Here is a 12193-nt window from a genome sequence, read left to right on the forward strand (position 1 = left end):
CGCTCCAGGAGTCCGTCGACGCCAGCGCGGCCGAGATCTCGGCCTGGTGGATCGACGTGAGTCGGACGTGGGACGAGCACGTGGCGAAGATGCGCGAGAAGCTCGACCGGAAGAAGGCCGAGCACGACCTCGGTGCGGCCAAGCGCAACGCGAGGACGCCTCCGCCTACGCGTCATACGTCATCGACTACTGCTACGCGGCCGTCCAGGAAGCGGAGTACGCCGTGCTCGACGCCACCCTGGCGCAGATGGAGTACGACACCCTGGTTGCCGAGCAGCCAGCCGATCAGAGGAGCGCATCATGATCGTGACGAGCCCCCTCGACGACCTGCGCCGCTGGACCCGGGCGCAGACGGAGGTCGTGAGCAAGGCATGGTGGGTCCTGCTGCGGTACGGCGCCATCATCTTCTTCGTCGACTGGAACGTGGACGACCTGGTTGTGTTCGTGGGAACACTTCTGGTGGTGCGCGGCGCGCTCACCTTGTTCAGCGTCCCGATCGACGGCTCGATGCGCAGCGTCGGATCGAGGCGATCGCGCGGGCGAGCAGGCACTACCTGGGGGACTGGTTCCACAGCAACGACGAGCTCATCGGCCAGATCGCGGAACCCTGGGTCGGCAGCCGGCCCATGGTCCCCGACGGGCTGCCCCTGATCGATCGGGTGCCGGGTTTCAACAACGCCTACGTCGCCACAGCGCACGGAATGCTGGGGGTGACTCTCGCACCGACGACAGCCTCCACACTCGCCGAGTACGTCATGACCGGGCGCAAACCACCAGAGCTGGAACCCTTCGGCTTCCATCCGTCCCGCCGAGTCACCGGTTGATCCCCAGTGCAGGCGGTCGTGGTTGTGCCGGTGGATCCAGCCGAGGGTGGCGAGCTCGACGTCCTCGACGGTCTTCCAGGGGCCTGGTCGTGCGGGGCCGCGGACCATCAGTTCTCACGGAGGATCTCGGCGATCGGGCGGCGCGCCTCCCAGCGGGCCGGGATCGCGGTCAGAGCCACCGTGATGCCGACCGTGAGCAGGCCAAGGCCGACGATCTGAGCGGTGGCGGGCGTCGTTGGGTGTGAGGACGACAGTGCGTGGAAGAGGGCGGCGCCGGCGAGGAAGCCTGCAGCGATGCCGATCAGGGCCGGGACGAGCTGGGAGACTCCGAGCGCGACGGCGGCCTCTGCTGGCGAGACCCCGACCGTACGCGCGACAGCCAGCACACGACGTGCGTCGACGGCGGTCGAACGCGTCACGAACACCAAGTTGACCATCGCCATCACCGCCAGCAACAGGGTCAGGGCGGTGGTCACCGTGTGCAGCTGCGCGACCTGTGGGTCCGCCGGTCCGCCGGCGTTCCCTCGCTCGGCGTGCAGGCTGGACTGAGCGAAGAGCACGACCGTGCCGGCGCAGACAGCCACCGCGACTGAGAACCCGGTGAGCGCGGCACGTCGCAGCCGCCGGGCTGTCAGTCGCAGACCGAGAAGCGCTGGTCCCGGGAGCCGGGCGGACAGGGCCACGAGAAGCCGGTGCCGTCGGGGTCTGTGTCCGCTGTCTGTCAGTGCGCGCACGGTGCTGGTCCGGGCAGCTCGCCAGGCGGGGACGGCCGCGGCAAGGACGACAATGCCGAGCACCGCGCCGAACACGACAGCGGCATTGGTGAACGTCACGGACGTGCCACCGACATGGCCGAGAAGGCCGGCGCTGATGCCGACGAGTAGCGGACTGAGAAGGCGGCCCACCGCCAGACCGACCATGGCGGCTCCGGCTCCGATCGCCAGGTAGGACGTCAGCAGGAGGCCGGTGACGAACCCAGGGCTCGCACCGGCGGCCTTGAGCATCCCTACTCGTCGTACCTCGTCACTCATCCGGCCGCCGACGAGCACGACCAGGGTTGCGAGCGCGAGCATCACGAGGAGGGTGCCGCCGAAGGCCACCGCAATGCGCTCGTTGGCGAGCTGCTCCGCCTGACGGGCCGCGATGTCCTGCCAGGCGGTGAGCTCGGGGCGACCTGCGGGTGGGCCGCCGTTGTCGTACCGCTGCACGAAGCCAGGTGCGGCGCTCGGGTCGTGGAGGGCGAGGTACTGGAACCAGACGAGCGGCTGCTGGGGAGTGTCCAGTCCGGTGACACGGTGCCGGGTCGCCCACACCAAGCCCGGTTCGGCGGAGAACCAGCCGGGTTGGTCCAGGATGCACCCGATGGTGCAGAGCTGGGGGTACGGCGGGAGAGCGGCCGAGACCGCGATACCCACCACGGGCACGGCCCGTCCACCGAGCTGGACGGAGTCGCCCACCGAGACCCCCATCGCCCGGGCGAAGGCACGCTCGAGCACCACACCATCGCGACCGACCCACCGACCACTGACGACCTGGGGCCGGTCGACCGGCGACGAGCTCGTGTCGCGGCCCTGCACCTCGGCGACCCCGGAGATGCCGTGGGCTTCGATCGAGGTCCACGTCGTCGGGAATGCCCGGCTGCTGGCGCTCACCTCGGGATGCGCGGCGACCTCTCTCAGACGTGCCCGGTCGGTGGGGGTGACGGTCTGGTTCGGGGCGGGGAAGAGCGCGGCGACCACGTCCGGACCGTTCGTGCGTTGTCGCGTCTGGTCGTACGGCGCTGCCGTCTGCCCATGGAGCACCAGCCCGATCGTCAGCGTGGTGGCCGCCACGGCAAGAGCGGTGAACAGGAGCGCGGTCTCCCCGGCCCGGCGACGTACGTCGCGCGCGGCCAGGCGGAGACACAACCGCAGCCGGCTCACTCTCGCGTCCCGACAGACAAGATGTCGGCGGCGGACGTCGCGGTGGAGGGGAGTGCGACATCCTCGACGAGTGCGCCGTCGCGCATGGAGACCATGCGGTCGGCCGTGGCCGCCGTCCTCTGGTCGTGGGTGACCACGATCAAGGTCTGACCCCCGGCGCGGAGGCGGTCGAAGAGCCGGAGGATCCCGGTCGTTGCCGTGCTGTCCAGGTTGCCCGTTGGTTCGTCGGCGAGGAGAACGGTGGGCCGGTTGACCAAAGCCCGGGCGATGGCGACCCGCTGTTTCTGCCCGCCGGACAGCTCGGCGGGGCGGTGCCGTTCGCGGTCGGCCATACCCACGTCCTCCAAGAGTGCGATCGCACCCCGGCGCGCCTGGCGCGACGGCGTACCGGCGAGCAGGGCGGGCAGCTCCACGTTCTCCACCGCCGTCAGCTCGTCCATCAGGTGGAAGTCCTGGAAGACGAAGCCGACGTGGTCGCGGCGCAGTCGCGCCCGCATCCGCTCCGAGGCCCCGTCGACCCGGCGACCCTCGACCCAGACCTCTCCGGACGTCGGTCGGTCAAGTCCGCCCATGAGCTGAAGGAGGGTGGACTTACCGCACCCGCTCGGGCCCACGACCACCACCGACTCACCGGCGGGCACCTCGAGGTCGACGTCGTCGACGGCCCGGATCAAAGCCTCGTCCTCGCCGTAGTGCTTGGCGAGCGCCAGCACGCGTACGGCGGCGGTCACCGGGCCGCTCCCCAGGAACGCTCGCAGGCGTCGAGCCACGTGAGGTCAGCCCCGATCCTCAACACCACTCCCTCGAGCAGCAGCGAGGCGTCCGAGCCGTCAGGTTCGGCCAAGGCCGCCCGTTGGGCCTCGCGAAGGCGTCGTACCAGCTCACGCCGCTGGGATGCGATGACCTCGACCGGATCGGCCAGCCGACCCGCGGCGGCCACGACCAGCTTGAGGTGGAAGTTTGTCAGATCGGGCCGCGGCCACGTGACGTCGGTGAGCCATTCCTCGACCCGCTCTCGACCCGCGGCCGTGAGCTCGTAGGTACGGCGTTCCGGGCGCTCCACCGACGCCTCACGAGTCGAGGTCACCATGCCTGCCTGTTCGAGCCGGCCCAGAGTCACATACATCTGGCCCGCGTTGAACCCCGCCGCAAGCGGACCGAGGCCTCGCTCGATCCGAGCGCGAAGCTCGTAGCCGTGCGACGGCTCCTTCGCCAGAAGCGCCAACACCACTTCCTGCTGCATCCGAGCACCCCTAACCGTTAGCCTGTTCAGACAGTAACGGTTAGGTACGCCGACCGCCAGTCCTGACCCTCTGGGACCTGGTCCCCAGCACGACAGGAAGGAGTCCAGTCCGGTCAGGCGGCCGGCGCGGTGGCTGCGGTCGGCCAATGATCCGCCAAGGGGCCGACGTGGGCGCCGGCCGCGGTGAAGCGGTCGAGCAGGACCCGGCTCGCGGCCAGCGTCGTCCGCCAGGAGCCGGGTGTCGAGGCTCGGTCCGTGTCATGCAGCAGGACCGTCCCGCCGGGTCTGAGGTCTCGGGTGACGGCATCGACCACCTGTTCTGCGGTACGGCCACGTCGCCAGTCGACCCCCCAGGCGGTCCACAGCACCGTGGTCAGGCCGACATACCGGGCGGCGAGCAGGGTCGGCGTCGTGGACACGCCGTACGGCGGCCGGTACCACCGGACGGGAAGGCCGCCGGCCTGCTCGATCGCGTCCTTGGTCCGGTTCAGCTCGGTCGCGAGTCGGCGCGGCCCGATGAACGCCGCGCAACGGTGGCTCCAGCCGTGGACGCCCAGCTCGTGTCCCTCGTCGGCCATCCGCCGTACCAGGGCCGGCTCACGGACTACGTGCTCTCCGAGCAGGAAGAAGGTGGCTCGCGTCGAGTGCTCGGCGAGCAGATCGAGGAACCGCGGGGTGGACGCCGGGTCGGGCCCGTCGTCGTAGGTGAGGGCGATGTGCCCCCCGGGGGCAACGCCATGCAGACGAGGAAGCACCCGTGACGTCACTGCTCGGCGAAGCGGATGGACCGCGGTCAGGGCCGGCGTTGCCACGGCGATCACCCCGCCGAGCGCGACAGCCTCGGCCAGGCTCACGCGACAGACTCGTGACTCGTCGACTCGGGTTGAACGGCGGTGTCGGAGATGGGTTCGGCGAGGGCCCGCCAGTCCGGGCGGGTGAGGACGTCTACGACGGACGGTGCCTCACTGACCAACGGCGTGCCGCCGACGAGCAAGGCCAGCTCGAGAGCGGAGCGCAGGTCCTCCGGTGTTCGCGGCCATGGAACGAGCCCGGCCTGCTCGAGGCCGGCGGCGTTGGTGATGCCGTGGCCGGGAATCGGCAGGTAGGTCAGTACCGGCGTGCCCGACGACAGCGCCTCGAGGCAGGTGAAACCACCCGCGTTCTGGACGACGCACTGGCATGCGTCGATCACCTCGGGCATGTCGTGGCGCCACGAGAGGGCCGCGATGCCGGCCCGCTGGAGGCGACGGGCGAGTCCAGCGTTCGTCCCACAGGCGACAACGGGGGACATCACCCCGGTCCCGGCGATGTCGCGGGCAGTCCGGGCGAGGTCGCCGATGCCCAGTGAACCTCCGGTCACGAGGGCCCGGGGCCCGATCACGCCGATGCCGGCAAGAGGGTCCCCGCTGGTGGAAGGACGGGTGGGCGGCTGCGTGGGGACGACCGGCGAGATGGTGACGGTTCGACCGCCCCAGTGCCGAGCCTGTCGTGCCGCGACCTCATGGATCGCCAGGTGGAGGTCCACCCCGCGGTGGACCCACATCGAGTGGACCGAGGCGTCGGTCAGGTAGGTCACGACGGGCGCTGACAGCAGGCCGGCGTCGCGGGCCCGGCCAAGCGTCAGTGCCGCGAACGGGTGAGTGGCGATCACCAGGTCGGCGCCGGCCACCGCTCGGCTGACGCGCGGTGCGCCGAGTCCGAAGGCCCCGATAGCGGCCCGGTGGAGGGGGCGGCCCGGCTCGCTCAGAGACAGCGTGGCCCCCCACGTCGCCGGAACCGTGCGGAGCTGTGCGTAGTAGGCGCGCTTGAGCAACCGCCCGGACCGGCCAGGCAACAGCTCGGCTACGTCGTACTGCGTGATGGGGCAGCCGAGGAGCCGGAGCCGTTCCTCCACCTCGCGGGCCACTGCGTCATGTCCGGCGCCGTAGCTGCCCGAGACGATCGCCACGCGACGTCTGCCACCGGAGATGTCGAGCAGGGAGGTCGGAAGGCTTGGCGACGTCACACCGGCACTGTCACCCGGGCTCCCTGCCAAGCACCTGAATGTCGTGCCGGATGGTCGTCACCGGGATCTGGAAGTGGGCCAACCGGTGCTCGAGATCCTGGTGCAGCCACGACGAGAAGTGGTGGGGCGGTACGTCGAGGATGATTTCGTCGATGGGTTCGGCGAACAGGGTCTCCTCGATCGCATCCATCGGGTCGTGACGCACCGACACCGAGCCGATGACGGGTGCGTGCACGGCGCGCTCCAGCTGGGCCAGCGCGGAGCGGAGGCTGGTCTCGGCCTCGGTCGCCTTGTCGTGGCGCTCCGGATGGAGGGGGTGCAGCTCGGCGCGGGCGGGGTTGAGCACGATCAGGCGGAACTGCACGTCGCCCTTCTCGGCGCGGTGCCGGATGGCGTCGCGCAGCGACTTGGTGGGCTCGACGGTGTCGGTCACGACCAGCACGCGGAAGGTTCGGATCTCAGCCATGGTGTGCTCCTCAGACCTCGTCGGTGACGGGGGTCCGCTGCTGGCGCTGTTCGATGGCCTCGGTGCGGTCCTTGTCGGTCACGGTCAGGTAGACCACGACCGCCAGGATCGTGCCCAGGAACAGCACGCTGGTGCCGAGGGTGCCGAGGCCGAGGCCGCCGTCGGCGCGCGGGGAGGCGAGGTAGTCGCCGATGTTGGCGCCGAGCGGGCGGGTCAGGATGTAGGCGAGCCAGAAGGAGAGCACCGGTCCCATGCCGAGCTTCCAGGCGGCCAGGACGGCCAGGATCAGCGCCAGCGGGAGGAGCACCGACTTGCCCGGGGGCCAGCCGGTGAGCTCGAGGGTCCAGTCGCCGACCGCCGTACCGAGGGCGAAGGTCACCAGCACGGTCAGCCAGTAGAACGCCTCGCGGGGGGTGGTGACGATGGTGTGGATCGACAGGGTGTGCTCCCGGGCGTACCAGATCGAGAAGACCGCGGCGAGGAGCACGGCAAACACCGTGGAGCTGATCCAGAGAGGTACGCCGTGCGCGTCGGTGAGGTTGTCGGTGAGCAGGGTCCCGACCACGCTGATCAGGACGACCGACAGCCAGTAGATGCCGGGCACGTAACGGTTCAGGCGGAACTGCGCGACCATGGCGATGATCAGACCCGCCGAGAACAGCAGGGTGGTCTTGGTGAGGCCGACGCCGAGGGTCTCGTTGATGTAGTCGGCGAAGCTCTCACCCACCGTTGTACACAGGATCTTGATGATCCAGAAGTACACGGTGACCTCGGGCACCTTGTTGAGCATGATCCGGCGAGCACTCATGGAAGGGGCTGTCGTCGTCATGCAACCAAGGATGGTTGGGAGATCTGCCATCGACCTGACTGAAGAGGGGCAGCGCGCGACGTATCCGGCCGGCAACGGCGTGGTCAGGCGCCTGGCAGGCGAGGGCTCGCATGCTGGCTCTGTGACGGCGCGAGGTTCAGGTGCGGTCAGTCCGGAATGCTCTGCGGCTCGGCTGCCGCACCGTGCTGCTGTCGTGATCCTCGCGCTGGTGGGCTCCTTGCTCTCCGGCTGCGACGGGGCGCCCTCGACTCACCACCCCTCCACCGCCCCCAGCACGGTGACGAATGCGGGTACGGGTGCCCCGCGTCACGTACGGCCGGACCCGCCGTTCCGCCATCGGATCCCAGGCATGCCTCCCGTGATCCGCAACGACGTGTACTCCCGGACCCGTGCGGGGATGCTGGCTCCGCGGGTGCGCCACGACCCCCGCCTTCTCTACGTGCCCGACTCGCAAGGGTCGACCGTCACCGTGATCAGCCAGCGGACTCACCGGATCGTGCGCGTGATCCCGACGGGCTACCTCAGTCAGCACGTCGTTCCCTCCTACGACCTACGCACGCTGATCACGAACTCCAGCTACGCCAACGAGCTGGTCGAGATCAACCCGCGCACCGGTCGCCGCACGCGCACGGTCTCGATGACGCGGCCGTACAACCTCTACTTCACCCCCGACGGCAAGACGGCAGTGGTGATGGTCGAGCAGCACAACACGATCCGGTTCGCAGACCCCCGCACCTTCCACACGATCAAGGACGTGCAGAACCCCGGGTGCCTCGGCCCCAACCACGCCGATTTCTCGGGCAACGGGCGCTTCTTCGTGGTGTCGTGCGAGTTCTCGGGGGAGCTGCTCAAGGTGAGCACGCTCGGACGCCGTGTCGTCGGCGTCCTCAAGCTCGACCCGCATCCGACCGCGCGGGCCGCGGCACCGATGACCATGGGCCGCAGCATGCCTCAGGACGTCCGGCTCTCTCCGGACGGGCGGACCTTCTACGTCGCGGACATGGGCACCAACGAGCTGCGACTCATCGACGCCCGCACGTTCCGGCAACGCCGCACCATCGGGCTGCCGCAGATGCCGCACGGGCTGTATCCCAGTCGCAACGGGAAGGATCTGTACATCTCCGACCGTGGTGCCGGACGAGTGAGTGTGCTCTCCTTCGCGACGAACCGGATCGTCGACACCTGGACGATCCCGGGTGGCGGCAGTCCGGACATGGGGGGTGTCTCCGCCGACGGCAAGACGCTGTGGCTCTCGGGCCGCAACGACGGGGTCGTCTACGGCTTCGACACCCGATCCGGGAGGCTGATCGCGAAGATCCCGGTCGGCGGAAGTCCGCACGGCATCGCGGTGTGGCCACAACCTGGCCGCTACTCCCTCGGCCACACGGAGAACATGCGGTGAGCCGCAGTCTCCTCTCCATCGCCTTGCTCGCGATCCTGCTGGCAGGGTGCGGTGACCACTCGTCCAGCGCAGGACCCCGATCCTCCGACGGCGTCCGCACCACTCGGATGCCTGCTACCACGTCGCCGCTCCCGTCCAGGATCGCCTCGGTCGACGCGGCGAGCTGGCGCCTGCCGTACCCGGTGGCGAGGGCCGCGGTGGTCCGGACAGGTCACGGCTCGGTGATCCTGGCCGGGGGACTCCTGGACGGTGACAGGTCGACGAGCCGCGTGCTGAGCATCGGACTGCTGTCGGGCCGCGTGGAACAGCTTCCTGGTTTGGCCGTCCCGGTCCACGACACCGCCGGGGGCATGGTCGCCGGGGCACCCACTGTGGTGGGAGGCGGGAACGCCACCGAGCAGTCGGTCGTGCAGTCCCGGGTGCGCGGTCGCTGGCTCCGAGTGGGGAACTTGCCGACCACCCGCTCCGACCTCGCGGTGGAGGAGTGGCGGGGCTCGCCGTACGTCATCGGGGGTTACGACGGGAAATCCGTCCCGAGGACTGTGCTCCGGCTCTCGCGCGGGGCGGCTCCGCGCCCCATCGCGACGCTGCTCCGTGGTGTCCGGTACGCCGCCACGGCACGACTCCACTCCGACGTCTACGTGTTCGGCGGAGAGGTCGCCGGTCGGGAGCTCGGCACGGTGCAGGATGTCGACCTGGCTACCGGTCACACGCGACCGGCCGGGCATCTCCCGCGGCCGCTCGGTCACGCGATGGCTGTCACTGTCGGTGACCGAATCCTGTTGATGGGAGGGCGGACCGCTCCTGATCGGCAGACCGGGCGGATGTGGTGGTACGACCCGACCACGCGTCGCTTCCGGAGTGCCGGTCGCCTGCCCGATCCGGTCAGCGACGCCGCCGTCGCGTCGTACCGGCGACACGTCTGGCTGCTCGGTGGGGAGACACCGGCCGTCACGGATCGGGTGACCGAGGTGACCCTTCGGTGACAACGATCCGTCAGGTGGCAGGCAGGATCCGGTGACTACCACTGACGTCATGAGGCACGCCCCCCAGCTGCGGCTCCGCGGCCGGGTGGCCGTGGCTCGATATGCCGCGCTCGCAGCCGGAGTGCTCTCACGCCGGCTGCGTGGCGGATCCGGCCTGGTGATCGGGGGCCGCGTCCTGTTGGCGATCGAGCCCCACGCCGTTGCCGAGCTGAGCCGAGGTCGCAGCGTCGTGCTCGTCAGCGGCACCAACGGGAAGAGCACGACGACGGCCCTTGTCGTCGCCGCGCTCGGTCACGACGCCACGGTGGCGACCAATCGCGACGGCGCCAACACGGCGGTCGCCGTCGCCGGTGTCCTCGGGTCCACCAGCGCCCGCCAGGTGGTGCTGGAAGTGGACGAGGACTGGCTTCCGTGGGGGGTCGGGCAGACATCGCCAAGGGCTGTTGTCCTCACCAATCTCTCGCGTGACCAGCTGAGCCGCCACCACGAGGTGGCCGCGGTGTCCTCCGCCTGGCGGAAGGCGCTGACCGATGTGCCACTCGTGATCGCCAACGCCGACGATCCTGCCGTCGTGTGGACGGCACTCGCCGCCTGCCGGCAGGTCTGGGTGGCTGCTGGAGCCGCGTGGGCGACCGACTCGTGGGTGTGCCCGGCCTGCGGCGACCGCTGCCTGCGGTCGGGTTCCGACTGGCGATGCCGCTCGTGCGATCTGAGCAGACCGGAACCCGACTGGTGGCTCGACGGCGACGTGCTCCGCACGGCCGGCAGCGCGATCCCGCTCGTGCTGGGGCTGCCTGGACGCTTCAACCTCGCGAACGCGGCCCTCGCCGTGGCCGCCGCGCACCACGTGCGCTTCCTCTCGACCTGCGACGCGGCCGCCCGGCTCAGCACCGTGCGGTCGGTTGCCGGGCGCTTCGAGCACCACCGCGTGCGCGGTCACGACGTACGAGTCCTGCTGGCCAAGAACCCGGCCGGGTGGCTCGAGCTGCTCGACCTCATCGGCAGGGACCCGTATCCGCTGGTGCTGATCCTCAACGCCGAGGGGGTCGACGGTCGCGATCCTTCGTGGATCTACGACGTGTCCTTCGCAGGGCTCGGCGGGCGCACCGTGATCGTGCAGGGCCGTCGAGCAACCGATCTCCTCGTTCGCCTCCAGCACGACGGAGTCGCAGCTACCCACGTGCCCGGCTCGCTCGGTGCCGCCCTGGAGACGTTGCCGGCGGGTCCTGTCGACGTCGTCGGCAACTACACGGCCTTCCGCCGCGCCGTCCGGGAGGTACGTCGTGCGTGAGGAGATCGGCATCGTCCACGTCTATCCGGAGCTCCTCGGCACCTACGGAGACCGGGGGAACGCGCTGGCTCTGGTGCATCGTGCCGCCGGCCGCGGTGTCGTCGGCCGGATCATCGACGTCGGGATCGACGATCCTCTTCCGAGCCACGGCGACATCTATCTGCTCGGCGGGGGCGAGGACTCCGCACAGCTCCTGGCGGCACGCTCCCTGCTCGCCGACCACCGGGCGGTCACGGTGCTCGGATCGCGGCCGTGCCTCGCCGTCTGCGCCGGGCTCCAGCTGCTGGCGCACCGGTTCGATGACGCGAAGGGGTGCCCGCACCCTGGTCTGGGGCTTCTCGACGTGACCTGCCGCCGACTCTCCCGCCGAGCGGTCGGCGAGGTCGTGGCCGAGCCGCAGGACCTGCCCGGAGTCCCGACGCTCACCGGCTTCGAGAACCACGCAGGCACCGCCGTGTTCGGCCCCGAGGCGCGGCCGCTCGCCCGGATCGTCACCGGTGTCGGCAACGGCGATCACCGGTCCGAGGGAGTCATCCAGGCAAGCATCGTGGCGACCTACCTGCACGGCCCCGTGCTGATCCGGAACCCGGCCCTCGCAGACCTCCTGCTCAGCCAGGTGTTGGGCGACCTGCCCGCCTTCGACGACGCGTCCGTGGAACGTCTCCGCGCCGAACGACTCGACGCAGCCGACCCGCGTCGCCATCGCACCGGACGAGCCCTGGTCGGAGATGGCCGTAGAGTTTCCGCGCCCCGAACGTCGAAGTGAGCCCGCTCTGCTCGTCACCCCGGTGCCAGACCATCACCGAAAGGAAGCGTCATGACCGAGTACGTCGTCATGTTCCCCGCCGACAACGAGGCAGAGCGGGTGTCCCGCACCGAGGCCGACCGTCAGGCCACCTTCGACATCGACTTCGAGTTCGGTCAGCTGCTCGCGGCGCGTGGTGGCGCTGTGACCGGCGGAGCCGGGCTCACCGACAGCAGCCAGGCACGGACGATCAGGCGCGGACCACACTCGAACGCCTTGGTCACCGACGGCCCGTTCGCGGAGTCCGCCGAGCAGCTCTCCGGCTTCTTCATCGTCAGCTGCGACGAGTACGACGTACTCGTGGAGACCGCACAGGTCCTCGTCCGAGCTCACCCCGTCGTGGAGATCCGCCCGGTCAAGGAGTTCTGACGGCGCGAGAGGCTCCTGGCATCGGTGTCGAGATCCACGTGTCGGCGGCGT

13 protein-coding genes are annotated in these 12193 nt (G+C 70.0%); 6 read left to right on the forward strand and 7 right to left on the reverse strand.

What is annotated here, in order from left to right; all coding sequences use genetic code 11:
- The first annotated feature begins 371 nt into the window (after window positions 1–371).
- On the forward strand, window positions 372–824 hold the full coding sequence (locus tag VGJ24_RS10915; protein WP_331500726.1) for an NAD(P)/FAD-dependent oxidoreductase: 453 nt from the start codon (window positions 372–374) through the stop codon (window positions 822–824).
- 107 nt (window positions 825–931) lie between these two features.
- Here the strand turns inward: VGJ24_RS10915 and VGJ24_RS10920 are convergent, their stop codons facing one another.
- The 7 genes from VGJ24_RS10920 to VGJ24_RS10950 all read right to left on the reverse strand — a co-directional run bounded on the left by VGJ24_RS10920 (window position 932) and on the right by VGJ24_RS10950 (window position 7289).
- Window positions 932–2746, reverse strand: coding sequence for an ABC transporter permease (locus tag VGJ24_RS10920; RefSeq protein ID WP_331500608.1), 1815 nt, complete (start codon window positions 2744–2746; stop codon window positions 932–934).
- Window positions 2743–3516 (reverse strand): ABC transporter ATP-binding protein, encoded by a 774-nt coding sequence (locus tag VGJ24_RS10925; RefSeq protein ID WP_331500609.1) that lies wholly within the window; start codon window positions 3514–3516, stop codon window positions 2743–2745. The genes VGJ24_RS10920 and VGJ24_RS10925 overlap by 4 nt, the downstream gene beginning before the upstream one ends.
- Entirely contained in the window at window positions 3474–3989 is a 516-nt protein-coding gene (locus tag VGJ24_RS10930) for a PadR family transcriptional regulator (RefSeq protein ID WP_331500610.1), read from the reverse strand. The genes VGJ24_RS10925 and VGJ24_RS10930 overlap by 43 nt, the downstream gene beginning before the upstream one ends.
- Window positions 3990–4102: 113 nt before the next feature.
- The gene (locus VGJ24_RS10935) at window positions 4103–4843 is read right to left on the reverse strand and encodes a polysaccharide deacetylase family protein (protein WP_331500611.1); all 741 of its coding nucleotides are present in this window, start codon (window positions 4841–4843) and stop codon (window positions 4103–4105) included.
- Window positions 4840–5994, reverse strand: coding sequence for an MGDG synthase family glycosyltransferase (locus VGJ24_RS10940; RefSeq protein ID WP_331500612.1), 1155 nt, complete (start codon window positions 5992–5994; stop codon window positions 4840–4842). The genes VGJ24_RS10935 and VGJ24_RS10940 overlap by 4 nt, the downstream gene beginning before the upstream one ends.
- Window positions 5995–6004: 10 nt before the next feature.
- Entirely contained in the window at window positions 6005–6460 is a 456-nt protein-coding gene (locus tag VGJ24_RS10945; RefSeq protein WP_331500613.1) for a hypothetical protein, read from the reverse strand.
- Window positions 6461–6470: 10 nt separating this feature from the next.
- On the reverse strand, window positions 6471–7289 hold the full coding sequence (locus VGJ24_RS10950; protein ID WP_331500614.1) for a hypothetical protein: 819 nt from the start codon (window positions 7287–7289) through the stop codon (window positions 6471–6473).
- A gap of 349 nt (window positions 7290–7638) precedes the next feature.
- Here VGJ24_RS10950 and VGJ24_RS10955 point away from each other — a divergent pair, with 349 nt between their 5' ends.
- Genes VGJ24_RS10955 through VGJ24_RS10975 form a run of 5 tightly spaced genes read left to right on the forward strand, consistent with a single transcriptional unit; the run spans window position 7639 to window position 12142 of the window.
- Window positions 7639–8691: a YncE family protein gene (locus tag VGJ24_RS10955; RefSeq protein ID WP_331500615.1), complete on the forward strand. Its 1053-nt coding sequence runs from the start codon at window positions 7639–7641 to the stop codon at window positions 8689–8691.
- Window positions 8688–9677, forward strand: coding sequence for a kelch repeat-containing protein (locus VGJ24_RS10960; RefSeq protein ID WP_331500616.1), 990 nt, complete (start codon window positions 8688–8690; stop codon window positions 9675–9677). The genes VGJ24_RS10955 and VGJ24_RS10960 overlap by 4 nt, the downstream gene beginning before the upstream one ends.
- Before the next feature lie 49 nt (window positions 9678–9726).
- Window positions 9727–10968, forward strand: a complete 1242-nt coding sequence (locus tag VGJ24_RS10965) for a MurT ligase domain-containing protein (protein ID WP_331500617.1) — start codon at window positions 9727–9729, stop codon at window positions 10966–10968.
- Window positions 10961–11734, forward strand: a complete 774-nt coding sequence (locus tag VGJ24_RS10970; protein WP_331500619.1) for a glutamine amidotransferase — start codon at window positions 10961–10963, stop codon at window positions 11732–11734. Before VGJ24_RS10965 ends, VGJ24_RS10970 begins: the two co-directional genes overlap by 8 nt.
- Before the next feature lie 51 nt (window positions 11735–11785).
- Window positions 11786–12142, forward strand: a complete 357-nt coding sequence (locus VGJ24_RS10975) for a YciI family protein (RefSeq protein WP_331500620.1) — start codon at window positions 11786–11788, stop codon at window positions 12140–12142.
- The last annotated feature ends 51 nt before the right edge of the window (window positions 12143–12193 follow it).

The sequence above is a fragment of the Nocardioides sp. genome, assembly GCF_036493135.1.
GTDB lineage: Bacteria > Actinomycetota > Actinomycetes > Propionibacteriales > Nocardioidaceae > Nocardioides.